The sequence below is a fragment of the Stenotrophomonas sp. YJH_SMC_12-1 genome, from assembly GCF_059370935.1.
Genome location: NZ_JCAFUD010000004.1, coordinates 126728 through 149447, shown reverse-complemented (window position 1 = coordinate 149447; position 22720 = coordinate 126728). Strand labels below are relative to the sequence as shown.

Here is a 22720-nt window from a genome sequence, read left to right as displayed (position 1 = left end):
TCCGGTCAGGTGTCAGGAGAAGTAGGTGCCGCCGTTGACGTCCAGATTCGCGCCGGTGATGAACGCCGCCGCATCCGAGGCCAGGAACACCGCAGCGTCGGCGGCTTCGTCCGGCGCGCCCTGGCGGCGCAACGGGGTGGCACCGGCAACGGCCGTGCGTACTTCCGGCTTGGTGAATTCATCGTGGAAGCGGGTGGCGATCATGCCGCAGCACAGCGCGTTCACGCGGATACCCTTCGGCCCCAGCTCCTTGGCCATGGCGCGGGTGAAGGTCATCACCGCCGCCTTGGCGGTGGCGTAGATCGATGCGCCCGGGCCGCCGCCATCACGGCCTGCCTGCGAGGCGAAGTTGACGATGGCCGCGCCTTCGCGCATGTGCGGCACCACCGCGTGGGTGGTCAGGTAGGTCGAGGTCAGGTTCAGGTCCATCACGGTGTGGAAGAACACCGGGTCGATGTCGGCCAGCGGCCGGCGCTGCACCATGCCACCGGCCACGTTCACCAGCAGGTCGATGCGCTCGCCGAACGCGGCCTGTGCCGCAGCGACCAGGCCGGCGACGGCCGTGGCATCGGTGACGTCGGCGCGATGCACCATGGCCTGGCCACCGGCCGCCTGGATCCGTGCCAGCGTTTCCTGGGCACTGGTTTCATCATTGGCGTAGTTGATGCAGACGCGTGCACCGGCGGCAGCCAGCTTGATCGAAACGGCGCGACCGATATCGCGGCCACCGCCGGTGACAATGGCCACCTTGTCCTGGAACGACATGCGGAAAACTCCTTGGTTTGCGGGGGAATTGAAGAGAGATGCAGGCTCAACCGCCGCGGCGGTCGAGCTTGTGGATAGGGCCGGTCCACCACCACAGCGCGGCCAGCGACAGCGGCACCAGCGCGGCAACGAGGATGAAGATCGGGGCATAGGAGTGGCGGGTCAGCACCGGCACCAGCCAGGTGGTGATCAAGGTGCCGGCCACGGCGGCCAGGCCACCCAGGCCTGCCAGCGTGCCCACCGAGCGGCCGTCGAACAGGTCGCCCGGCAGGGTCTGGATGTTGCCGATGGCCACCTGGAAGCCGAACAGCACCGCAGCGATTGCCAGCACCGCCAGCAGCGGCTGGTTGGCCAGCACTGCACCCAGCAGGGCAGGAGCCATGACCACGCAGCCCAGCGTTATGGACAGCTTGCGGGCGCGGTCCACGCTGTGCCCGGCGCGGATCATCCGCCCGGAGAGCCAGCCGCCGCTCAGGCTGCCCAGCATCGCGCCGACAAACGGCACCCAGGCGAACAGGCCGATCTGCTTGATGTCGAAGCCGAAGGTTTCAGCCAGGTAGATCGGCAGCCAGGACACGAACAGCCACCAGATCGGGTCCAGCAGGAAGCGGCAGGCGAGCATGCCCCAGCTCTGCCGGTGGGCCAGCAGCGCACGCACGCTCACCTTCGGTGCCACCGCGTCCTGCTGCCCGGTCTGGTCTTCATGGATCAGCCGGCGCTCGGCATCGCTCACCCACGGGTGCTTGTCCGGCCCGGCGCGGTAGACAAACAGCCATGGCAGCAGCCACAGGAAACCGATTGCACCGACCAGCACGAAGGTGCCGCGCCAGCCCAGCCACAGGTAGAGGCCAGCGATGGCCGGTGCGGAGACGATCGCCCCGATCGACGCACCGGCGTTGAACACACCCTGCGCCAATGCGCGCTCGCGCGCCGGGAACCACTCGGCATTGGCCTTCACCGCGCCCGGCCACGCGCCTGCTTCGCTGATGCCCAGCATCGCTCGTACCAGGCTGAAGGACAGCATCGAATGGGTGATCGAGTGCAGGGCGATGGAGATCGACCACACGCTGATCGACAGGGCGAAACCCAGGCGCGTGCCGATCATGTCGAACAGGCGGCCGAACAGAAACTGGCCGGCGGCGTAGAACAGCATGAACACCGTCACCAGCAGGGCGTAGTCATCCTTGGTCGCGCCCACTTCCCTGGCGATTTCCGGCCACATCACCGCCAGTGCGTTGCGGTCGATGTAGTTGATGACCGTGGCCACGGCAATCAGGCCCACGATCAGCCAGCGCACGGCTGAACGCACCGGCACCTTGCGCAGCTTGGCCACCACCGCAGGGCCGTTCATTTGCCGTCACCCTTGCTGCGGTCCATGCGTGCGTGGCTGCCGCTCCAGCGGTAGGCATGGCCGTCCACTGTCACGCTGTGCTCGCCCTTGGCGCTGCTGTCGTCGGCCACGCCCAGGGCAATGCGCGCGCCACTGGCCAGGCGCAGCTCGATCACCTCGGCATCGCTGCCGCGGGTACGCACGATCTCCCTGATGCGGCTGTCGGCGCCATGCACGTACTCGGCGGTGCCGTTGTACTCGCCATGCGGCTCCAGCACGCTGAAGAAGGTCACGTCCTTCTGGCCGTCCACGCGCTGCAGCAGGGCAGGCTCGCGCCGCAGGTTGAATTCCGGATCGTTCGCGCCGCTTTCCACCAGCAGCGCCTGCGCCGGCGCACTGCTGCCGAAGCGGTAGGTGTAGAAGCGCCCGTCCAGCAGCCACGCCAGGGAACGCGGCTCGCTGCCGGGTTTGCTGCGTGCATCCAGCCACAGGTGCTGGTAGCCGTTGTCCTTGCCCAGCACCGGGCGCTGGCTGGGGAAGTGTTCGGCCTCGAAGCCGGTGGTGACGATGTGGCCGTTGAAGTGCAGCGGCAGGTCGTAGCGCGCGGCCTTGTCGCCGTGCACCTGCAGCAGGTCCAGCACCACCGGCAGGCCCAGGTCGGGGTGGCGCAGCAGCGCCTGGGTGCGGGTGAACGCCACGCCGGGATAGGCATCGCGCATCGTTGCCGAGGCAATCTGGGTATCGGCGTCGGCTTGGAAGAAGCGCACCTGCGGGGCATGCGCCTCGCCACGCTTCCAGTCGCCCATGAAGTGACTCTGCTCGTCCACCACCAGGGTGTTGTGGGCCACGGTCTGCTTGGCCCAACTGCGGTTCTCGGCCAGGTAGATGCCACCGCGCTTGGCTTCCACGTTGAGGAAGCGGGCGGCGCCGTAATCGGTCACCACCGGGTTGCCGTTGTCGTAGAACAGCCAGTTGAGCTTGTCGAAGTGGCCGTGTCCCATGCCCTGCATCGTGTCCTTCTGCACCAGTGCCTGGCCGCGTTCGCCGTTCATGCGCAGGATCGCCACGCCGCCGCGGTCGCCGTCGGGGCCATCGCGCAGCAGCATCGGGCGGTAGTCGAAGGGCTTGGCCTTGTTGGCGGCCAGTGCCTGCGCCACCTGCAGGCCTTCGGGTGACAACAGCAGGCGCTTCTGCTGCTGGGCCACCGACAACAGGCGGTCATCACCGGTGCGCGTATAGGCGATGCCGATGCCGGCCACCAGCTCTTCGGTGTCGATGCCCTTGTCCAGGATCGCATCGTTGATCGGGAAGAACAGGCCGCCATAGCTGGACTGCACCAGCACATCCACCGCCTTCAGCAACACGCCATCGCGACGCGCGAAGATCTTCCGCTGCGGCTCATTGCGTTCGATGGCGTTGGCGAACAGCAGGAACGGCGCCAGTGCATAGCGCTGGTAGTAGGGGCCTTCCTCGTAGTAGCCATCGGGCGAGAACAGCAGGTCGATCTGCCGCAGGAAGCCGAACTTGTCGTCCTTCTGGCTGCCGCGCAGGGACTTCTCCACCAGTTCCTGGTCGCGCAGCACGTAGCCGATCATGCCGGTGGCGGCCACCGCCCACGTGGCGTGGTTATGGATCTGGTCGTAGTTCTTCGGTTCGCTGACGAGGAACTCGGCCATCGGCCGGAACACCTTCGATTCGATGGTGTTGCGGTCCTCGGCGGACAGCGCGTCATGGATCGCGTCATAGCCCTGGATGGCGTTGACCAGCCATACCGAATCGTTGAGCACCTGCCAGAACACGCGGCCGGGAATCTGGCCCCTGCCTTCCGGGTGCGGGCCGAGCGTCGGGTACAGCCTGGCATACTGCAGCAGCATGTCGCGCGCGTAATCCACGTAGGTCCTGTCGCCGGTCAACCGGTACAGCGTGCCCGCCGCCAACAGTGCCTGGTAGTTGCGCTTGTGCTGTTCATGGGTGCGCCCGCCGCCCTTGTCCCTGGGCACCGGCACGTCGATGCCGGCCTTCATCATCTTCTTCAGTGTTGCCTCGGTGCGCGCCTGCTCCTTGGCGAACCACGGGTAGCGGCGGCCTTCGCTGGCCATCTGCTGCCACTGCGCAGCGGTGACCAGCACCGGCGCGGTGTCGGCCTGCCGCGCGGCGGCAGCGGGCGCTGCGGACAGCGACGCGGTCGGCAGCAGGGCGAAGGGGGCGGCCAGGGCCAGGGAAACGAACAGCGGCTGCAACCTCATCGATCAACTCCATTGCGGGTGCGTGACAGGGCAACTTCGCCCACCTTGGGATACCAGGCGACGCCGGTCGCCTCGCGCGCGGTCATCGCCAGGGCAGGATCGGCGCCCACGGCGGGCAGGGCAGGCGTGGCCACCCACAATCCGCTGGCAGCCTGCTGCAGGCTGACGCCACGGCCTTCTACGCCACCCGGGAACACGGTGCTGGCTGCCGGCGACTGCACGTTGCCGCTGAAGTCGATGCCGGCCAGCGAACTGGCGGCAGTTGGTGGGTTGCTGCTGTTGCGGTTGACGATCAGGTTGCCGGTGAGGCGGCTGCTGCTGGCGGCGACCACGATGCCTTTGGCTTCATCGTGGCCGACGCCGAAACTGATCTTCGCCACGTCCACGAAGGTGTTGCGATTGATCGTGGCATTCACCACAGGCGCATAGCCGGACAGCGGAGGACTGGCCTGCGCATCCATCACCGCCAACGCCGAACGGTTGCTGGACCCGGCCAGCCGCTCGAAGTAGTTGTTGCTGACGGTCTGGTCGGCGTTGATGATGCGTACGCCGCCGGTGCCGGCCTTGTCATCGCCGAGGAAGACGTTGTCGATCACCCGGTTGCCGTTGCCATGGCGCAGGGTCAATGCGCCGGCCGAACGGTAGAAGACGTTGCCGCGGTAGGTGTTGCCGCCGGACTTGTTGCTGATGATCTCGGTCTCGCCGTCGCAGCCTTCGAACCAGTTGTTCTCCACCGTGCTGTTGGAATCGCTCAGTGAGCTGTCGCTGGTGCCGACGCGGATCGTTTCGCCCCCGTTGACGCCCAGCGCCGGGCGCGGCCCGAACCAGTTGTGGTCGATACGGTGCTGGTTGTCCAGGCCCTGGGTGGCATCGCGCACCACCACCACGGTCGGCCCGGCGTTGGTCTTGCCGCGCAACTGGCTGTGATCCAACCGGTTGTTGCTGCCATACAGCGATACCCAGTAGTCCTGGTCGCTGGCATCCGGGTTGGTGTAGTCATCGATCACCAGGCCGGTGACGCGGCTGTTGCTGGCGACTGCCTTGCTCGACTCGCGGAACGCCACCACCGCATCACCCGGCGCATGGCCGTTGCGGAACACCAGGTTGGACACCTGCAGGTAGCTCCCGGCCAGGCGCAGGTCCGAGCGCCCGCTGAGGACGACCTTGCCGGCGGTCTGCGCGCGCAGCACGATCGGTGCGGCTGCCGTGCCCTGACCCTTAAGCAGCAGCCGAGCATCGGTCCAGGTGCCGTCAGCCAGCACGATCTCATCGCCAGGCTGCAGCGCCGAGGCGGCGGTAGTGAACTCCGCGACATCGTGGACGAGCCAGCTGGCTGCGCTTGCTGCTGAAGTGGTCAGGCACATTGCCAGGCCAGTGGTCAGGCAAAACAGCCGTGGATTATTGGATCGGTTACGGGCCAGCGGTTGAATGCGCATGAAATCCTTCCAGGGACGGCCGGGCCGTCGTTTCAGGGTGGGCCTGCATACCACTTTCGGGTCTGTTGTAAGCCAGCTTTCGCGCAAAGTCATGCTGCATGAGCACATTAAATTGCGATCAAATGGTATGGATCAAAGGCATTTGAACAATCGCATACCAATTGGTTGACATTTTCATGTCGCCGTGCCGAAGCTGCGTCCCACGCCTGGCATGCAGGCGATCCTTTGGGAGGAGGAAACCATGCGGCGACCCGCCGGAGCAGTGCACAGCATCTCGTTGTCCCCCACACCCCTGATCGTGGCGCTGCTCGCCGTGCTGGCGGGGCTGCCTACGGCCCAGGCGCAATCCGGCAAGGACGCGGCAGGGCAGGATCCCACCACGCTGGACCAGGTACAGGTCACCGGCATCCGCGAATCGATGCAGAGTTCGATCAACAAGAAGCGCGATGACACGGTCATTGCCGACGTGCTCTCGGCCGATGACATCGGCGACCTGCCGGCGCCCTCGCTGGCCGATGCGATCGAGACCCTGACCGGCGCCGCTTCGACCCGCGACAAGACCGGCGCCTCGGAAATCTCCATCCGTGGCCTGGGCGCCTTCCTCAGCAGCACCAACTTCAATGGCCGCGAGATCACCAACGGCAGCGGCGACCGCTCGGTGAACTTCAACATGTTCCCCGCCGAGCTGATCAATACGGTTGCCATCTACAAGACCCAGCGCGCCGACATCATCGAAGGCGGCGTGGCTGGCACCATCGGCCTGGAAACAGTGCGCCCACTGGAGTACGGCAAGCGTGCGGCGCAGCTGGACCTGCGCGGCAGCTGGGCCGAGTATGACAAGAAGTACCGCGACGACGACGGCATCGGCTATCGCGGCACCGCCAGCTACATCGACCAGTTCGAGTTCGGCAACGGACAGAAGCTGGGTATCTCGCTGGGCTTCCAGCGCCTGGACGGTACCGACCCGGAAGAGAGCATCACCAGCGGTTCCACCTGGTATGCCTGCGATGGCACGCAGAACGTGGGCAATGCCAACTGCAATGAAGTGTCCGCGCAGGCCATCGCCAACGGCGCGCCGTACTACCTGGTGCCAAGCAGCCGCATCTACCGGCTCAAGCAGGAGCGCAACGACCGGCAGAGCGAGTTCGCCGCATTGCAGTGGCGGCCCAATGACGTGGTTGAAGTGAACCTCGACTTCGAACACACCGAGCGCAACTGGTACGAGAACCGCAGCGACCTGAGCCTGTCCAACGCCCGTCGTGGCATCACCCGGCGCGAGGTGGACGAGGACGGCATCGTGCGCCACCTGCATGGCAGCACCTCGATTGATTCCACCTCAAACCGCTACTGGCGTGGCGAGGAGTACACCGGGGGTGGCCTGAACCTGATCCTGCGACCGACCCCGGCCTGGGAATTGTCCACCGACCTTTCGTACTCGCACACCAATCGCCTCGACAGCGAGCGCATGACCCGCCTGCGTGCCAACCAGCGCAACGTCAGCAATGCCATCGTGCCGGGCATCAGCAGTGGTGCCACCGGCTACGTGGACTATGACTGGGACTGGCACGGCGAAGTGCCCAGTGTTGCGCTGGCGCCGAACTTCGACCCCAACAACTGGGACGCCTACACCGGCGCGGCGCGCGTCACCTCCAGCGCAACGGAGAACGACCACAGGATCAAGGCCGGCCGCTTCGATGCCAGCTTCATGCCCGAGTCCGGTTTCTTCACCCGCATCAAGGGCGGCGTGCGCGCCAGCCAGGCTGACTACCGCCTGCGCGACAACACCCTGGTAAGCGACTACGACCAGCGCGTGGAGGCCGACAAGGCGAAGATCATCGCCGCCAACCAGGCCTGCCGCGCGCCTTTCCCACAGGATGATTTCATGGATGCCGCCAGCGGCAACACGATCTCCTCGTGGGCGTACTTCGATCCGAACTGCCTGTACCAGTCGTTCCGTGGCAGCCTCGACAGTGGGTTGGATCCGGGTTTCCAGGATCCGAACAATGTCGATATCACCGAGAAGACACGCGCGCTCTATCTGATGGGGGAGTTCAGCAGCAGCCTGTTCGGCTTGCCGGTGACCGGCAACCTCGGCCTGCGCTGGGTCAAGACCGATGTTCGCTCCGAAGGCGTGCGTACCGGGCTGCGTATCGAGGACAATGGTGACGGCACGATCCGCCTGCAACCCACCGGTGCGTACAGCACGCAGGTGTTCAGGGCGGGCAACGACAAGCTGCTGCCCAGCCTCAACGCGGCCTTCGAACTGCGCCCGGACGTGTTGCTGCGGGTCGGTGCATACCGCGCGATGTCACGGCCGGACATCGCCGCGCTGGGTGCCGGGCGCACCATCAACGTGAGCAGTGATGCCACCTACGGTAATCTGGCCGACGCGCTGGATGACATCAGCGCCAGCGGCAACCCCGCCGCGCAGCCGCTGATGTCCTGGAACGGCGACCTGTCACTGGAGTGGTACCCGAACCCGGACACGATGCTGGCCGGCGCGGTGTACTGGAAGCAGTTCAACGGCGGCACCGCCACTGCGCTGGTGCCGGAGACCTACACCATCGACGGCCAGAGCGTGACCGTGCCGGTACGCCAGCAGGTAACCACCGACGAGGACAGCACGCTGACCGGCTTCGAGCTGACCGCCACCCATCGACTGTCGTACCTGCCCAAGCCGTTCGACGGACTGGGCTTCAAGGTCAGTTACAACTACGCCGATGCCGACTACCGGACCCAGGACTCGCGACTGGGCGAGCAGCTGGCCAGTGACGGCACGATCATTCCGGCGATCGTGCCGCCGGCGGGCCTCAGCGGCTTCTCGCGGCACGTCCTGTCCGGCTCGATCTACTGGGACGTCGGGCGCTTCAACATCCAGGCCATCGGCAAGTTCCGCTCGCACTACTACCAGGACTTCACCGGCAACACCGCACAGCAGAACCGCTACTACGATGACAACACCAGCGTGGACCTGCGCCTGCGCTACCGGGTGAACAAGCAGTTGTCGCTGTCGCTGGAGTTGATGAACCTGACCAACGAGCCGCGCGTGGCCTACCAGCCGCTTTATGGGAACTTCCGCGAAGTGGTGACCTACGGGCGGCGTGCGTATTTCGGTGTACGATACAAGTTCTGAACAGGGCGGCGCGGCCAGTGGTCGCGCCGTCGCTCCAACCGGACCCTTGCCGGCCGCGGTGGCAGGGCAGGGACCGGGAAGGAATCGCCAAGGGTCAGCCGCATGTCCGCCAACCGCCTTTACCAGACCATCGCTGCCAAGCTCCGCAAGCTGATCGAGGACGGCGAATTCCCGCCGGGCTCGCGGCTGCCGGGCGAGCGTGAACTGGCCGAACGGTTCGGTGTCAGCCGGGTCACCATCCGCGAAGCCGAGATCGCACTGGAAGCACAGGGCTGGATCGCGATCCGCATCGGTTCGGGCGTGCATGTAAAGCCGCGCCCGACGCCGGCGCCCGGCGGGCTGCCGGATGTCAGCGCCTTCGACCTCACCGCTGCCCGCGCGGTATTCGAGGCCGAGGCCGCCGCTCTGGCGGCAAGCAATCTGGATGATGCCGGCATTGCCGAGCTGCAGGCGCTGGCTGAAGCGCTGTGCCGTCGCGACCTGAGTGACGCGGAAGCCGGCGAGTACGACCGCCGTTTCCACCTCGCCATCGCACGGCTTTCCGGTAACCCGGTGGTGGAGTTCTTCGTGCAGCAGATCTGGCGCATGCGCAGCGAACTGCCGCGGGTAACCGAGGTCTATGCACGGGTCTGCCATGATGATGGCGCCAGCCGTGCCGACGAGCACATGGCGATCTTCGAAGCCCTGCGCGCGCGCGATCCGGTGGCCGCGCGCAATGCGATGCGCCATCACTTCCAGCGCCTGTTCGAGGCCATGCTGCAGGCGACCGAAAGCCAGGCGCTGGAGGAGATCCGCCGCCGCACGCAGCAGGACCGCGAACGGTTCATGGCCACGACGCGTATCTGAGTAACGGCGTTTCCAGGGCCGCCGGGCGGGTCAGGACGCTGTGACGTGCGGGGAATCATCCTTGCGGGTGCCGACGAGCGCGAAGTAAGCTCTGCTTCGTCGACGAGGGGGACACCATGTACGCAAGGATCGCGGCAGCTGCGCTGCTGTGTATGACGGCCCTGCCTGCGTCGAGCGCCAACCGCGGCTCGACGGTGATGGAGGATTACGCGGCGGCGCTGAATGCCCGCGGGCAGATCCTGCAGTTGGATACCGGTGACATGTTCGGGGAAAGGATCGGGCTGTTTACCGGCTCGGTGGAATTCCTGCAGACCGACGTCGACCTGCCGGGCAACAGTGCGCTGGAGGTGGGCATCAAGCGGCGCTTGGTGGCAGGTGCGCAGGGCCGGCAGGGATTGGGCATGTTCGGGGTGTGGGACCTGGCCCTGCCCAGGGTGCATGGGACGTTCAGCACCCAAGGTGGATGGAAGAATTACGTGGTTGCCGAGCCGCTCAACCGCTGTTCGAAGTTCACCCCGCCTCCAACCGAGATCGTCACGGTGAAGGCGCAGACGCCGACCGGGCCAGGGACATTCACCGAGTACTTCAACTCCGACGAGTTCTGGCATGGAACGCAGCTCTACCTGCCAGAGACCGGTGACGAGGATCTACTCGTGCAAAGCAACGAATGGCCCGTGCCGAGTACAGGCCATGCCTACCCGATGCGAACCAAGAGCGGCAATGTCATCCGCTGCGTCGCCATGGACGATGGGGCGGGTGAGGGCTTCGAAGTCACGACGCCTGCCGGTATCACCTATACGCTCAATCATATGGCCAGCCTTGGTAGCGGACCGCCATTGATCAAGAAGGGATACTCGCGGGGAAACTTCGGCTCGGTTACGGAGTTCGAGTTCGTTCTTTTCCGGCAGGAGTTCCATATTCTTCCGACCAGTGCCCGAGACCGGTTTGGAAATTCGGTGACCTACACGTGGGATCCGGCAAATCCACGGCAGTTGCTGCGCATCGCAGCCAACGATGGCCGCACCGTCGATCTCGAATGGACGGCTGGATCGCCCAGCACGCTGCCAAGCGAAGTGAGCGCGGTCCGTGCGGGCGGGAGGACGTGGACCTACGGTACGGTGGTGGGTGGCTACAAGGTCACCTTCCCGGACCAGTCCTACTGGCAGACTACGGGGTTCAACGTAGGCACCATGGGTGCCGGCGCCGTTCCCGCAGAGCGGGGTTTCTGCCGGAATCCGGGTGTGGTGACCTACGGCCATTCCGGTTCGATCCGCCATCCCAGTGGTGCAGTGGCGAAGTATCGCTTCGAGCCGACGCTGCATGGCCGCTCGTGGGCGCGTTATGGCTGCAATATGCCCGACAGCACCGGTAGCGGGTTCCTCGACTCGATCGAATACACGCCCGCCAGGTACTACACGTGGTCGCTGGTTTCCAGGACAGTCACCGGGCCGGGCATCGACCAGCCTTATACGTGGGCCTACAGTTACGGCCCGGCCAACGGGTGCTATGCCGACGGCAGCAAGGAACTGTGCCAGGCGAATTCGCCGGCCACGAAGTGGGTGGACGTCAAGGATGCAGGGGGTGTCACCACCCGGCACACCTTTGGCAATCGATTCAATGTGGACGAAGGCTATCTGCTTTCCTCGGTCCAGCCGGGCCGCGCCACCACCCTCAGCTATCAGCTTGACGCTTCCGGCAGCTATCCGGCATTGGCCGGGCGACCGGCATATCAGCGTGCCAGCGGAATCATCGCAGCCAAGCAGATACCGTTGTTGCAGAAGGTCATCGAGCAGGATGGCGTGCGCTACATCTGGAAGGTCAATACGTTCGACAGCATGGCACGACCTGTGTCCATCACAGAAGCCAGCCAGCCCGTGCAGTAGGCGTACGATGTGGCAGGACAGGGGCCGCAACGCGGGCAGTGGCACGTGCTGGATTGCCCCGCCGCGCCCTGTTCGCCCTGGAAGAGGGAGCAGCAAGGACGAAGGCACTACATCGCCGGAACCGTGATCCTCTGCAGATCCAGTCTGGCCCTGGCCCACCCGCGCTGTCGATGCCTGGCCCGTGACCCCGCACCGACGCATCCGAGGAATCCCGCATGTCCGACAACCCTCCACCGCTGAACATCCTGGCGTTTGCCGGCAGCCTGCGCAGCAACAGTTACAACCGGCGCCTGGTCAGGGCAGCAGCAGGCGCCGCGCCTGCGGGCCTGCTGCTGACCGTGCATGACACCATTGCCGATATTCCGCTGTTCGACGAAGACCTGGAAACCGCCGACCCGGCCGGCCCTGCCGGGGTCAAGCGCCTGCGCGCGGCCATCGCGGCCGCTGACGGCGTGCTGATCGCCACGCCGGAGTACAGCCAGTCACTGCCCGGCGTACTCAAGAACACCCTCGATTGGCTGTCCCGCGACGATGCCGAGTACCGCACGGTCCTTTCGGCCAAGCCGGTGGCGATCATCGGCGCTACGCCGGGTCACTGGGGCACCAAACTGGCACAGTCGCAGCTGCGCCATACACTGACCGCCATGGGCGCATTGACCATGGCCTCGCCACAGCTCTATGTGGCCGAAGCAGCGGCCGCCTACGACGATGACGCGGAAGATTTCGACGCGGCGACGCGCAAGCGCCTGCAGCGCTTCCTGGAGGGATTCCAGAGCTGGGTCCAGCTGCTGCAGGGTGGGGCGTCGCGCGGTTGAGCGGTGCCGGCAGGGGCCGTCATCGCCCGCCGGTGCCAAGGACCGGATCATGCAGCCCGCGCAGCTTTTTCTTGTTGATCTTGCCCACGCTGGTCCGCTCGATTGCATCCACGAAGCTCACGCGCTCCGGGATCGCATAGCGTGAGATGTCTCCGGAACGGCTGCGCGCCGCGACCAGTTCGATGATCTCCGCTTCGGCCACATGGCGTTCCTGGCAGCATCGGATGACATTGCACTGATCAGGCTTGCGACTGCTGCAAAGGATGTACAGCCAGTAGCGCTCTATCGCGGTGCTGCCGAAGTCGCGCAGATCGCGGCCCTGATAGGGAAGGGGGCTACCGGCAATGGCGTCGTAGGGCTGGTGCCAGGCGGCCCGCATCGCACGACCCTGCGGCGTGCATACAACGCGCTTACCGGCGGCAACGACCGCTATCTCGGGTATCGGTTCGATCCGCCTCCGCAGGCCCTGCCGCCAGAGGGGGTTCTCGGCAACGGTGACAGCGGTGGTCCGCTGGTGATTGATGATCACGGAACGCCGCAGCTGGTGGGGCTTGGTTCGTGGATCACTGCGGTTCCGGAGCATGCGCTCGAGGCGGGGTTCTATGGCCAGGTGGTCTACAACGTCCGCGTATCGCGCTACATCGACTGGATCGAAAGCATCAGCCGTGACGCGTCACATTGATTGCTTTTCGTGGAGGCGTAGCAGTGCAGGGGGGCGTTGCCCTGATCTCAGCCGGTGCGACGGGCGTTCGTATGCTTCCCATCATGGGCTCATCATTTCACCGTCCAGATTTCGTGATCGTCACCCGGCCGTCCGGCTGGGTGCAGAGCGGTGAGCGCTGGGATCTGTGGTGGAACGGCCGTTCGGTGGCCAGTATCGTGCCGCATGCCGTGCTCGGGTTCCGCCTGAAACTGGACGCACGCAGGATGTCACAGAGCAAGGTCGTGTCCGCCGCCAGCGCCCGGCAGGCGAAGCGCTACGCCGAGCGCTGGTGCGCGGCGCGGCTCTGCCCACAACTGCCACTGCGTGACGCCGTCGCCCGACTGGTGCAGAGTGCGCCCGAACCGGGCGCCGTGCCTTCGCCTGCACTGACCCGGACGCAGCGGCAGCAGGCCCGGCGCCTGGCCGAGGCCGGCGCAAGCGAGATGGGGCGGATCAAGGAAGCGCTGGCGCCACGGCCGCGCGTGATGGCCGCCAGGCCCGAGGTGCAGGGACGAGGTGGAACCTGGTCTGTACCCGGCCAGAATCCATCCTCGCCGCACCGAAACGGGAACACCTCCCCAGCCAGGATTACGCCGAAAGCTCCTCACGCACGATCCTGGCCCCTGCGCTGAGCGCGCGCAGCTTGCCGCGTGCCACTTCCCGCGCAAGCGGCGCCATGCCGCAGTTGGTGCTCGGGTAGAGCTTGTCGGCATCCACGAACTGCAGCGCCCTGCGCAGGGTGTTCGCCACATCCGCCGGCGTTTCCACCGTATTGGAGGCCACGTCGATGGCGCCCACCATCACCTTCTTGCCGCGCACCAGTTCGATCAGGTCGATCGGTACGTGCGAGTTCTGGCATTCCAGCGAGATGATGTCGATGCTGGAGGTCTGCAGCTTGGGGAACGATTCTTCATACTGCCGCCATTCCGAGCCCAGTGTCTGCTTCCAGTCGGTGTTGGCCTTGATGCCATAGCCGTAGCAGATGTGCACCGCCGTCTGGCACTTCAGGCCCTCAACCGCACGCTCCAGCGCGGCCACGCCCCAGTCGTTCACTTCGTCGAAGAACACGTTGAAGGCCGGCTCATCGAACTGGATGATGTCGACGCCAGCGGCTTCCAGCTCCTTCGCCTCCTCGTTGAGGATCTTCGCGAACTCCCAGGCCAGCTTTTCGCGGCTCTTGTAGTGCGCGTCGTACAGCGTATCGATCATGGTCATCGGGCCGGGCAGGGCCCACTTGATCGGCTGCGTGGTCTGGCGGCGCAGGAACTTCGCATCCTCGACGAACACCGGCTTCGGACGGCTCACGGCGCCGACCACGGTCGGCACGCTGGCATCGTAGCGGTTGCGGATGCGGACCGTTTCGCGCTTCTCGAAATCGACGCCGCTGAGGTGCTCGATGAAAGTGGTGACGAAGTGCTGCCGGGTCTGTTCGCCGTCGCTGACGATGTCGATGCCGGCGTGCTGCTGCTCCTGCAGGGACAGGCGCAGTGCATCCTGCTTGCCTTCAGTCAGGCCTTCGTCCTGCAGCTTCCAGGGCGACCAGAGCTTTTCGGGTTCTGCCAGCCAGGACGGCTTGGGCAGGCTGCCGGCGGTGGAGGTGGGAAGCAGTTTCTTCGTCGACATTGCGTCTTGTTTCCTGGGGGCGAATGGAAAATCGATGGATCAGCGGGCAGCCCACTGTTCAAGCACGGCGCGGTACGGCTTGATGAAGTGTTCTTCGGTGAACCGGCCCTGCTTGACCGCCAGCTGGCTGCGCTCTTCGCGGTCGTAGACGATGCGGGTGGAGGAGTAATCCTGGTGCTTCAGGCTGGGCTGATAGACCTTGCCCGCCACGGAGTTGGCGTTGTAGATCTCCGGGCGGTAGATCTTCTGGAAGGCCTCCATCGTGCTGATGGTGCCGATCAGCTCCAGGTTCGAGTAGTCGCCCAGCAGGTCGCCCTGGAAGTAGAACGCCAGCGGTGCGACGCTGCCCGGCGGCATGAAGTAGCGCACCTGCAGGCCCATCTTGTCGAAGTACTGGTCAGTCGGAGAGAACTCGCCCTGGCGGTATTCCACGCCCAGGATCGGGTGGTGGTTCTCGGTGCGGTGATAGGTCTTGCTGCTGGATACGCTGATGCAGATCACCGGCCCCTTGCTGAAGTTGGCGCGGTAGGCCTCGGACTCCAGGAAATGCTTGAACAACTTGCCATGCAGGTCGCCAAAGCCCTCCGGAATGCCAAAGGTGGCCTTCCCTTCGTTGCTGGCCGGCAGCACCACGCTGAAATCATAGTCGCGCACGTAGGACGAGAAATTGTTGCCGACGATGCCTTCGGTACGCACGCCGGTGCGGGTGTCGACGATGGTCGGGCGCAGCACCTCGATCAGCGGGAACGGATCGCCGCCACCGCTGCTGCCGATGTGCATCTCCACCGAGATGATGTCCAGCTCGACCGCGTAGCGATCCGCGCTGGGGTTGTCCCAGTGCGCCAGATCGTTGAAGCGGTTGTTGATCATGCTGATCGTGTTGCGCAGGTTTTCCTGGCGGGACGCGCCGCGGGCCAGGTTGGCGAAATTGGTGGTGATGCGCGTCCCGTCAGCAGGCTGGTAATCCTCGTTGAAGGGGATCTGCGTGATGCTGAAGGTGAAGGTGTCGGTCGTCATGGGTGGCGTTCCGTAGTGCGGGGTGACATCCGGATGCGGGCGAGGGCATCCGGCATTCAAAGTGCTGCGGCCGCTTCCAGGTCGGCGGCGCGCTGGCGAGGCAGGTCCAGCAGCGGCACGGCCCGCCGCACCGCCAGCCGTGCGCGCTCGAGCAGGGCGTCGTTGTGCACGCGACCGTCGGCGAAATCGCGGTCGGTGGCGTAGACGCCCAGCGGCAGGGTGCGCGCCTGGAAGAAGCTGAAGAGCGGGCGCAGCTGATGGTCGATCACCAGCGAATGGCGCTCGCTGCCGCCGGTCGCGGCCAGCAGGATGGGGGTGTCGACCAGTGCGTCCTGGTGGACGAAGTCGAAGAAGTGCTTGAACAGCCCTGTGTACGAGCCGCGATAGACCGGCGTGCTCACCACCAGCACATCGGCCTGCTCGACGGTGGTCAACTGGCGTTCCACGGTGTCGGGCAACTGCGAACGCCAGAGCGCACCGGCCAGCTGCGGGGCCAGTTCGCCCAGTTCGACCAGGTGCTGCTCGCTGTGGATGTCCTCGCCGATCAGGCCCAGCAGATGCTCGGCCAGGGCGGCGGCCTTGGAGGGGCGCTGCAAGCCGCCGGACACGGCGACGATTCGAAGGGGGCGGGCAGGTGAAAGCATGACCCGATGCTAGCCACGGCCTTCCATGACGTAAAATGGTATTACTTCACCTATCCATGAGCAGGATTCATCGTCATGCTGGAGCGGATCCACCTCAGCATCGTGCAGCAGGTCGAGCAGCAGGGCTCGCTTACCGCGGCCGCCGGCGTACTCAACCTGACCCAGTCTGCCCTGAGCCACAGCATGAAGAAGCTGGAGCAGCAGCTGGGCACTGATGTATGGCTGCGCGAAGGCCGCAGCCTGCGCCTGACCCAGGCCGGGCAATACCTGCTGGCCGTCGCCAACCGCGTGCTGCCGCAGCTGGATCTGGCCGAGGAGCGGTTGGGCCAGTTCGCACAGGGCGAGCGCGGCGCGCTGCGCATCGGCATGGAATGCCATCCCTGCTACCAGTGGCTGCTGAAGATCGTCTCGCCGTACCTGGCCGCGTGGCCGGATGTGGATGTGGACGTCAAGCAGAAATTCCAGTTCGGCGGCATCGGCGCGCTGTTCGGCTACGAGATCGACCTGCTGGTTACCCCCGATCCACTGCTGAAGCCAGGCCTCAAGTTCATTCCCGTGTTCGACTACGAGCAGGTGCTGGTGGTGGCCAGGAACCACGCCCTGGCCAAGGTGGATTACGTGAAGCCGCGCCAGCTCGGCCAGGAAGTGCTGATCAGCTATCCGGTGCCGTTCGAGCGCCTGGACATCTACAACCAGTTCCTGCTGCCGGCCGGCATCACGCCGCGACGGCACAAGGCCATTGAAACCACCGACATCATGATGCAGATGGTGGCCAGCGGTCGTGGCGTGGCCGCCATGCCGCGCTGGCTGGTGGAAGAGTACGCCACCCGCATGGACGTGGTGCCGGTGCGCCTCGGTGCGAAGGGCATTCCCAAGCAGATCTATCTGGGTGCGCGCGAAGCCGATACCAGCATCGACTACCTGCAGGCCTTCATCGAACTGGCGCGGAACAGCTCGCCACTGGCCGGCAATGCAGGCGGAGCCCGTTGATGGCTGCACCTGGATCACTGCGGGCGGAAGCCTTCATCAACACCTTTTCACTGGAGGTCAGCGCGAAGTCCATGCCCGCGCTGCGCGCCGAGGCCGACCGCATACCGCGCGGCACAACGATCTCCATTCCCTGGCTGGCCAGCGAGGACGACGACGCACGCCTGGCAGCGGCGCGCAGGGTGCGTGAACTGGGCTTCGAGCCGATGCCGCATCTCTCGGCGCGGCGCATCGGGTCGCGTGCGGTGCTTGAGCGCTTCCTGCAGCGTGCGGCCAACGAGGCAGGTGTCGCCCAGTGCCTGGTGATCGCCGGCGACCTGGCCACGCCCGCCGGACCGTTTGCTGACAGCGCTTCGATCATCGAGAGCGGCCTTCTGGAGAGGGCCGGTATCAAGGTCGTCGCCATCGGCGGTCACCCCGATGGCCATCCGGTCCTGGGCAGTGACGCGTGCTGGCAGGTACTGGAACACAAGTGCCAGTCCATCGAAGCGCGCGGCATGGCGCCAGTGATCATCACGCAGTTCGCCTTCGATGCCGACATCGTCCTGGCCTGGTTGCACGCGCTGCGCGCCCGTGGCATCCACGTTCCGGTGCTCGTTGGCGTGCCGGGCCCGGCAAGCATCGCGCGGCTGGTACGCTACGCCGCAATGTGCGGGGTGGGGGCCAGTGCATTGATGCTGTCCCGGTATGGCATCTCGATCGGCCGGTTGCTGGGCAGCGCGGGCCCGGAGGTGTTCGTGGACCGTCTGGCGGGCGGTTTGACTGATGCCCACGGGTTGGTCAGCCCGCACTTCTTTCCGTTCGGTGGAATTGCCCAGTCGTTGGACTGGATCAACCAGCATCGGGCGCTGCCATCGGTTGCCCGCCGCTGACAGGCCATCAATCGTGCCTGCCGGGCAGCGCATGACCCGGTGCCGCCGCGCTCAGCCCCGGCGGTGGCGTATCCCTGACGGGGTACTGATCAGGCCCGCATTGCTGATGGCCTGGCGCGTACCGCACGCCCGGCACGCAAGCACGGTTCCTCCTCGCACATGCTCCATTTCCTGCTCGCCCCAGACGCTGGTTGCGCCGCAGGCCGTGCAGGTGGCTTCGATCTGCAGGGCACGGGCCAGGTCGCCCTCCGCGCCTGGCGTGTAGGTGAGGTCCCTGATCTTGAATAGGCCGGTATGACTCATTGGAACGCCGTTGTGGGTGCACTACGGGAAGATGCGAGGCGAAGGTGTCGACAGGGTTGGCACAGTGTCGAGAAACGGCGCGCTTCAGCTCATGCATCACTACGCAGCACGAACTCCTCCAGCCGCGCCCGGCTGACGGACTGGTGGTTGCCGCAGCCTGGGCAACTGAGCGAAGCAGCGCCGTTGAGATCGACGAGGCCATGATCAGGAATGGCGCGGAACTGCCTTGAACACTTCAGGCAGGAACAATCGATCCGGGTGACCTGCAGCAGGGTGCCATCCTCACGCGCCACTCCTTCGACGCTGTTTACATAGAACTGTCCGATGTCGCGCATGAAGATGAATAAAGCCCTGAACGTATGGGGGCGTTCATCATGCCGCCTGTCGCGCTGCTAGGCGCGAACAGTATTCTGAAGAATTAAGAATACGCATCACGGCCGGGACTTGCGCCGGGTGCTAGAGTGTGAATAGGTGCCGACGTGGCCCTGCATTCAAGGCGAAGTCCATGCCCATCCGGGCCGTTGTATACGCAAGCCAGGCCGTTGAAGGCCTTTCGATTGACCGCCTGGAAGCCCTCGTCACCGATGCCGCGAGGTTCAACAAGCTTGCAGGGGTGACAGGCGTGCTGCTGCATGACGGCACGCGGTTCGTGCAGTACTTCGAAGGGCCGGAAGATGGGGTGGCCAGCGTCTACGAGCGGGTGCTGCAATCGACCAGCCACACGGATGTGGTGGAGCTGGCCCGGGGGCGTGTCTCTACCCGGCAGTTCCCCTATTGGTCGATGCACCAGCTTCCTGCCGACCAGCTTCTGGTCGGCAGGCTTGCCAGGGCCGACTGGTCACGCTTCAAGAGAAGCCAGCCCGAGGAAATCGCAGGCTCCGCGTGGGGAATCGATGTGCTTGCTGCGGCGGTAGCGCCCTACGTACACGCTGCTTAGTTTCCTCTTGGGCGGGCACTTGATCGAGGTGTGCAGTGAAATGAAGGCACTCATCACGCTCATCGCTGCACTGGCTGCGAGCCCGGCGCTTGCCGATGCCCCGCTGCCGCCGCCGGAGAGGTTCACGGCATGCTCCCCCGCGCGGAATCTCTGTACCGATTCGGATCCGGCCTTGAATTCAACACGGGTAACGCCGCAGGCATCGGGTCAGGAAGCCTGGCTGATACCCGGCTGGCATCGCTGGCTGTTCCCGTCGGACGATGGGGAGTCGGTCGTGGTCGGCTACGAGGGCATGAACTTGGTTCCTGCTGACGTGACGTTGAGCGAGCCGGTGCTGCATTTCTACAATCGCGGCCGCCTAGTTCGCACGGTTACGCTCGATCAGTTGTATCGGCGCACCATGGCGTGACCACGCCATCACCCGCATTCACCCCGTAGCAGCGAAAATGCACCATCGGGCGTGCCCCTACGCGCGCCGCTCACTGCCCGCAGGATCGCGAAGATGCCCAATCCCCCCTTTGGTGAATCGTCATGTGCCGCCGCTGCCAGCGGTTGCGTCGAGGTGCGCGGCGCGCGCGAGCACAACCTCAGGAATGTCGACGTCTCCATCCCGCGCAACGCATTGGTGGTGTTTTCCGGTGTTTCGGGCTCCGGCAAGTCATCGCTGGCGTTCGGCACGATCTTCGCGGAGGCGCAGCGGCGCTACTTTGAGTCGGTTGCGCCGTATGCACGGCGCCTGATCGACCAGGCCGGCGTGCCCGATGTGGACGCCATCGACGGGTTGCCGCCGGCAGTGGCCCTGCAGCAGCAGCGCGGCGCCAGCAACGCGCGCTCATCGGTGGGCAGCGTCACTACGCTGTCCAGCCTGGTGCGCATGATGTATTCGCGTGCAGGTGCATACCCGGCCAACCAGCCGATGCTTTACGCCGAGGACTTTTCGCCCAATACCCCGCAGGGCGCTTGCAGCACCTGTCACGGGCTGGGGCACGTCTACGAGGTGACGGAAGCCTTGATGGTGCCGGATCCGTCGCTGAGCATCCGCGAGCGCGCCATCGCCTCCTGGCCGCCGGCCTGGCATGGCCAGAACCTGCGCGACATCCTGGTCACGCTCGGCTACGACATCGACGTACCGTGGAAGAAGCTGCCGAAGAAGGATCGGGAGTGGATCCTGTTCACGGAAGAAACGCCCACCGTGCCGGTCTATGCAGGCTTCACGCCTACCGAGACCCGGGCTGCGCTCAAGCGAAAGCTCGAGCCGAGCTACATGGGTACATACACCGGCGCGCGTCGCTATGTGCTGCATACCTTCGCCAACACCCAGAGCGCGCTGATGCGCAAACGGGTTTCCCGCTACATGGAAGGCAAGCTGTGCCCGGCCTGCCACGGAAAGCGCCTGAAGCCGGAAGCGCTCTCGGTCACCTTCGCGGGCGTGGATATCGGTGAGTTCATGCGGTTGCCCCTGGATCAACTGGCGGATCTGCTGGAGCCCATCGCGGAAGGTGATTTCGGCGCACACAGCAAGGGTGCACCTATCAGCAGGCATGCGACACCCCGCGATCGTGCCCGGCGCGCCCCGAGTGGCCGCGCGACGCACGAGGGCGCCCCCGACGTGCGCCGGACCTCGGCCCTGTCCGAAGAGAAGCGGCTGGCCGCACAGCGGCTGGCGGGCGGAGTCATGGGGCGGGTACGGCAACTGCGCGAGCTTGGCCTGGGCTATCTCTCGCTGGACCGCGCCACGCCCACGCTGTCCGCCGGCGAACTGCAGCGCCTGCGGCTGGCCACGCAGCTCAGCTCGTTGCTGTTTGGTGTGCTGTACGTGCTCGACGAGCCTTCGGCCGGACTGCATCCCGCCGACAGCCAGGCGCTGTACGACGCGTTGGACCGGCTGCGTGATGGCGGAAATTCGGTGTTCGTGGTCGAGCACGATCTGGAGCTGATGCGCCGCGCGCAGTGGCTGGTGGACGTGGGCCCGGAGGCCGGCGAGCGGGGAGGGCGCGTGCTCTACAGCGGCGAGCCCGATGGCCTGCGCCAGGTGCAGGATTCGCGCACGGCCCGGTATCTGTTCGACCAGGTGCCTGCGCCTGCCAGCCGCCAGCGAAGCGCCGCGAACTGGCTGGAGCTGAAGGGCATCCATCGCCACAACCTGCACGGTGTGGACGCGCAGGTGCCGCTGGGATTGCTGACGGCAGTGACCGGCATTTCCGGCTCGGGCAAGTCCAGCCTGGTGGCTCAGGCGCTGCCAGAGCTGATGCTTCTGCATCTGGGGCATGAACCTGCGGACGATGGCGCCGAGGCCTCGCCGACCGACGGGCCTACCGTAATCGAAACGACGCGAGGCCAGTTGGCCGGTGATCTGGACGCCATCCAGCGCGTGGTGCAGGTGGACCAGAAGCCGATTGGCCGCACACCGCGCTCCAACCTCGCCACCTATACCGGGCTGTTCGATCACGTACGCAAACTGTTCGCGGCGACGCCCGCCGCACGTCGTCGTCGCTTCGATGCGGGCCGTTTCTCGTTCAACGTAGCCAAGGGCAGATGCGAAACCTGCGAAGGCGAGGGTTTCGTGAGTGTCGAACTGCTGTTCATGCCCAGCGTCTATGCCCCATGCCCCACCTGCCACGGCGCCCGCTACAACGAGGCCACGCTGAAGGTGCTATGGAATGACCGCAACATCGCCGAGGTCCTGCAGATGACGGTGGACCAGGCGCATGCATTCTTCATGGCAGAGGAGATTATTGCCCGGCCGTTGCAGCTGCTGCAGGACATCGGACTGGGTTACCTGAGGCTGGGCCAGCCGGCCACCGAGCTTTCAGGCGGCGAGGCCCAGCGCATCAAGCTGGCCACCGAACTGCAGCGCAGCCAGCGCGGACGCACGCTTTACGTGCTGGACGAACCTACCACCGGCCTGCACGCGTCGGATGCGGACAGGCTGCTGGTTCAGCTGCAGCGGCTGGTCGACGCAGGAAATACGGTGGTGATGATCGAGCATGACATGCGGGCCGTCGCGCAGGCGGACTGGGTGATTGACGTCGGGCCGGGCGCAGGCAGTGCGGGTGGCACCATCGTGGCGAAGGGAACGCCGCAACAGGTGGCGCGCGCGCGGGGAAGCAGGACAGCGCCTTTCCTTGCGCGAGAGCTGGCTCCTCTGTAGGGCCGAGCCATGCTCGGCCACCACCCTCG

Annotated in this window: 18 protein-coding genes and 2 pseudogenes; 11 read left to right on the top strand and 9 right to left on the bottom strand. The window is 65.5% G+C overall.

What is annotated here, in order from left to right; genetic code table 11:
• Positions 1 to 12: 12 nt before the first annotated feature.
• The 4 genes from AC5P8Y_RS09055 to AC5P8Y_RS09040 are packed head-to-tail and all read right to left on the bottom strand — an operon-like array spanning position 13 to position 5777.
• Positions 13 to 765 (bottom strand): SDR family NAD(P)-dependent oxidoreductase, encoded by a 753-nt coding sequence (locus AC5P8Y_RS09055; RefSeq protein WP_033834243.1) that lies wholly within the window; start codon positions 763 to 765, stop codon positions 13 to 15.
• A 46-nt stretch (positions 766 to 811) separates the two neighbouring features.
• Entirely contained in the window at positions 812 to 2116 is a 1305-nt protein-coding gene (locus tag AC5P8Y_RS09050) for an MFS transporter (protein ID WP_033834242.1), read from the bottom strand.
• Positions 2113 to 4341 (bottom strand): oligoalginate lyase, encoded by a 2229-nt coding sequence (locus AC5P8Y_RS09045; RefSeq protein WP_495201936.1) that lies wholly within the window; start codon positions 4339 to 4341, stop codon positions 2113 to 2115. Before AC5P8Y_RS09045 ends, AC5P8Y_RS09050 begins: the two co-directional genes overlap by 4 nt.
• Positions 4338 to 5777: a polysaccharide lyase 6 family protein gene (locus AC5P8Y_RS09040; RefSeq protein ID WP_495201935.1), complete on the bottom strand. Its 1440-nt coding sequence runs from the start codon at positions 5775 to 5777 to the stop codon at positions 4338 to 4340. The genes AC5P8Y_RS09045 and AC5P8Y_RS09040 overlap by 4 nt, the downstream gene beginning before the upstream one ends.
• A 241-nt stretch (positions 5778 to 6018) precedes the next feature.
• On the opposite strand from AC5P8Y_RS09040, the gene AC5P8Y_RS09035 reads away from it, so the two are divergent.
• The 4 genes from AC5P8Y_RS09035 to AC5P8Y_RS09020 all read left to right on the top strand — a co-directional run bounded on the left by AC5P8Y_RS09035 (position 6019) and on the right by AC5P8Y_RS09020 (position 12454).
• Positions 6019 to 8910: a TonB-dependent receptor gene (locus AC5P8Y_RS09035; protein WP_495201934.1), complete on the top strand. Its 2892-nt coding sequence runs from the start codon at positions 6019 to 6021 to the stop codon at positions 8908 to 8910.
• 102 nt (positions 8911 to 9012) lie between these two features.
• Positions 9013 to 9756: a FadR/GntR family transcriptional regulator gene (locus AC5P8Y_RS09030; protein ID WP_033834238.1), complete on the top strand. Its 744-nt coding sequence runs from the start codon at positions 9013 to 9015 to the stop codon at positions 9754 to 9756.
• A gap of 116 nt (positions 9757 to 9872) precedes the next feature.
• Positions 9873 to 11639, top strand: a complete 1767-nt coding sequence (locus AC5P8Y_RS09025) for a hypothetical protein (RefSeq protein WP_049403735.1) — start codon at positions 9873 to 9875, stop codon at positions 11637 to 11639.
• Positions 11640 to 11854: 215 nt separating this feature from the next.
• A complete protein-coding gene (locus AC5P8Y_RS09020) occupies positions 11855 to 12454 on the top strand; it encodes an NADPH-dependent FMN reductase (protein ID WP_495201933.1) in 600 nt (199 codons plus the stop codon).
• 19 nt (positions 12455 to 12473) lie between these two features.
• On the opposite strand, the pseudogene AC5P8Y_RS09015 reads toward AC5P8Y_RS09020, so the two are convergent.
• Positions 12474 to 12659: pseudogene (locus tag AC5P8Y_RS09015) on the bottom strand (fatty acid--CoA ligase); the annotation flags it as partial.
• Between AC5P8Y_RS09015 and AC5P8Y_RS09010 the strand changes: the two are divergent.
• Both AC5P8Y_RS09010 and AC5P8Y_RS09005 read left to right on the top strand, forming a co-directional pair.
• Positions 12660 to 13136 (top strand): annotated as a pseudogene (locus AC5P8Y_RS09010) (trypsin-like serine protease); the annotation flags it as partial.
• 71 nt (positions 13137 to 13207) lie between these two features.
• Positions 13208 to 13789 (top strand): hypothetical protein, encoded by a 582-nt coding sequence (locus tag AC5P8Y_RS09005; RefSeq protein WP_495201932.1) that lies wholly within the window; start codon positions 13208 to 13210, stop codon positions 13787 to 13789.
• Here AC5P8Y_RS09005 and AC5P8Y_RS09000 read toward each other — a convergent pair.
• From AC5P8Y_RS09000 to msuE, 3 genes are read right to left on the bottom strand one after another with little or no spacing between them, the layout of a single operon-like run.
• On the bottom strand, positions 13746 to 14780 hold the full coding sequence (locus tag AC5P8Y_RS09000; protein ID WP_495201931.1) for a methionine synthase: 1035 nt from the start codon (positions 14778 to 14780) through the stop codon (positions 13746 to 13748). The two genes, AC5P8Y_RS09005 and AC5P8Y_RS09000, sit on opposite strands and share 44 nt — an antisense overlap.
• 39 nt (positions 14781 to 14819) lie before the next feature.
• Positions 14820 to 15797 (bottom strand): DUF1852 domain-containing protein, encoded by a 978-nt coding sequence (locus AC5P8Y_RS08995; protein WP_033834233.1) that lies wholly within the window; start codon positions 15795 to 15797, stop codon positions 14820 to 14822.
• A 56-nt stretch (positions 15798 to 15853) separates the two neighbouring features.
• Positions 15854 to 16441, bottom strand: coding sequence for an FMN reductase (gene msuE / locus AC5P8Y_RS08990; RefSeq protein ID WP_414497608.1), 588 nt, complete (start codon positions 16439 to 16441; stop codon positions 15854 to 15856).
• Positions 16442 to 16516: 75 nt separating this feature from the next.
• Here msuE and AC5P8Y_RS08985 point away from each other — a divergent pair, with 75 nt between their 5' ends.
• Positions 16517 to 17431, top strand: a complete 915-nt coding sequence (locus AC5P8Y_RS08985) for a LysR family transcriptional regulator (protein WP_033834231.1) — start codon at positions 16517 to 16519, stop codon at positions 17429 to 17431.
• On the top strand, positions 17431 to 18300 hold the full coding sequence (locus AC5P8Y_RS08980; RefSeq protein WP_033834230.1) for a methylenetetrahydrofolate reductase: 870 nt from the start codon (positions 17431 to 17433) through the stop codon (positions 18298 to 18300). The genes AC5P8Y_RS08985 and AC5P8Y_RS08980 overlap by 1 nt, the downstream gene beginning before the upstream one ends.
• A 392-nt stretch (positions 18301 to 18692) precedes the next feature.
• Here the strand turns inward: AC5P8Y_RS08980 and AC5P8Y_RS08975 are convergent, their stop codons facing one another.
• Positions 18693 to 18938, bottom strand: coding sequence for a hypothetical protein (locus AC5P8Y_RS08975; protein ID WP_012480318.1), 246 nt, complete (start codon positions 18936 to 18938; stop codon positions 18693 to 18695).
• 170 nt (positions 18939 to 19108) lie between these two features.
• On the opposite strand from AC5P8Y_RS08975, the gene AC5P8Y_RS08970 reads away from it, so the two are divergent.
• The 3 genes from AC5P8Y_RS08970 (at position 19109) to AC5P8Y_RS08960 (ending at position 22691) form a co-directional block, all read left to right on the top strand.
• Positions 19109 to 19540 carry a BLUF domain-containing protein gene (locus AC5P8Y_RS08970; protein WP_033834229.1) on the top strand — a complete coding sequence of 144 codons (432 nt, stop codon included), beginning with the start codon at positions 19109 to 19111 and terminating at the stop codon, positions 19538 to 19540.
• 40 nt (positions 19541 to 19580) lie between these two features.
• Positions 19581 to 19949, top strand: coding sequence for a hypothetical protein (locus AC5P8Y_RS08965; protein ID WP_033834228.1), 369 nt, complete (start codon positions 19581 to 19583; stop codon positions 19947 to 19949).
• Positions 19950 to 20042: 93 nt separating this feature from the next.
• Positions 20043 to 22691 carry an excinuclease ABC subunit UvrA gene (locus tag AC5P8Y_RS08960; RefSeq protein WP_495201930.1) on the top strand — a complete coding sequence of 883 codons (2649 nt, stop codon included), beginning with the start codon at positions 20043 to 20045 and terminating at the stop codon, positions 22689 to 22691.
• Positions 22692 to 22720: the final 29 nt, after the last annotated feature.

What these genes read in the sequence shown, in the direction of transcription:
- AC5P8Y_RS09055 (WP_033834243.1), bottom strand. Translation starts at nt 765, where the DNA reads ATGTCGTTCCAGGACAAGGTGGCCATTGTCACCGGCGGTGGCCGCGAT.
- AC5P8Y_RS09050 (WP_033834242.1), bottom strand. Translation starts at nt 2,116, where the DNA reads ATGAACGGCCCTGCGGTGGTGGCCAAGCTGCGCAAGGTGCCGGTGCGT.
- AC5P8Y_RS09045 (WP_495201936.1), bottom strand. Translation starts at nt 4,341, where the DNA reads ATGAGGTTGCAGCCGCTGTTCGTTTCCCTGGCCCTGGCCGCCCCCTTC.
- AC5P8Y_RS09040 (WP_495201935.1), bottom strand. Translation starts at nt 5,777, where the DNA reads ATGCGCATTCAACCGCTGGCCCGTAACCGATCCAATAATCCACGGCTG.
- AC5P8Y_RS09035 (WP_495201934.1), top strand. Translation starts at nt 6,019, where the DNA reads ATGCGGCGACCCGCCGGAGCAGTGCACAGCATCTCGTTGTCCCCCACA.
- AC5P8Y_RS09030 (WP_033834238.1), top strand. Translation starts at nt 9,013, where the DNA reads ATGTCCGCCAACCGCCTTTACCAGACCATCGCTGCCAAGCTCCGCAAG.
- AC5P8Y_RS09025 (WP_049403735.1), top strand. Translation starts at nt 9,873, where the DNA reads ATGTACGCAAGGATCGCGGCAGCTGCGCTGCTGTGTATGACGGCCCTG.
- AC5P8Y_RS09020 (WP_495201933.1), top strand. Translation starts at nt 11,855, where the DNA reads ATGTCCGACAACCCTCCACCGCTGAACATCCTGGCGTTTGCCGGCAGC.
- AC5P8Y_RS09005 (WP_495201932.1), top strand. Translation starts at nt 13,208, where the DNA reads ATGCTTCCCATCATGGGCTCATCATTTCACCGTCCAGATTTCGTGATC.
- AC5P8Y_RS09000 (WP_495201931.1), bottom strand. Translation starts at nt 14,780, where the DNA reads ATGTCGACGAAGAAACTGCTTCCCACCTCCACCGCCGGCAGCCTGCCC.
- AC5P8Y_RS08995 (WP_033834233.1), bottom strand. Translation starts at nt 15,797, where the DNA reads ATGACGACCGACACCTTCACCTTCAGCATCACGCAGATCCCCTTCAAC.
- msuE (WP_414497608.1), bottom strand. Translation starts at nt 16,441, where the DNA reads ATGCTTTCACCTGCCCGCCCCCTTCGAATCGTCGCCGTGTCCGGCGGC.
- AC5P8Y_RS08985 (WP_033834231.1), top strand. Translation starts at nt 16,517, where the DNA reads ATGCTGGAGCGGATCCACCTCAGCATCGTGCAGCAGGTCGAGCAGCAG.
- AC5P8Y_RS08980 (WP_033834230.1), top strand. Translation starts at nt 17,431, where the DNA reads ATGGCTGCACCTGGATCACTGCGGGCGGAAGCCTTCATCAACACCTTT.
- AC5P8Y_RS08975 (WP_012480318.1), bottom strand. Translation starts at nt 18,938, where the DNA reads ATGCGCGACATCGGACAGTTCTATGTAAACAGCGTCGAAGGAGTGGCG.
- AC5P8Y_RS08970 (WP_033834229.1), top strand. Translation starts at nt 19,109, where the DNA reads ATGCCCATCCGGGCCGTTGTATACGCAAGCCAGGCCGTTGAAGGCCTT.
- AC5P8Y_RS08965 (WP_033834228.1), top strand. Translation starts at nt 19,581, where the DNA reads ATGAAGGCACTCATCACGCTCATCGCTGCACTGGCTGCGAGCCCGGCG.
- AC5P8Y_RS08960 (WP_495201930.1), top strand. Translation starts at nt 20,043, where the DNA reads ATGCCCAATCCCCCCTTTGGTGAATCGTCATGTGCCGCCGCTGCCAGC.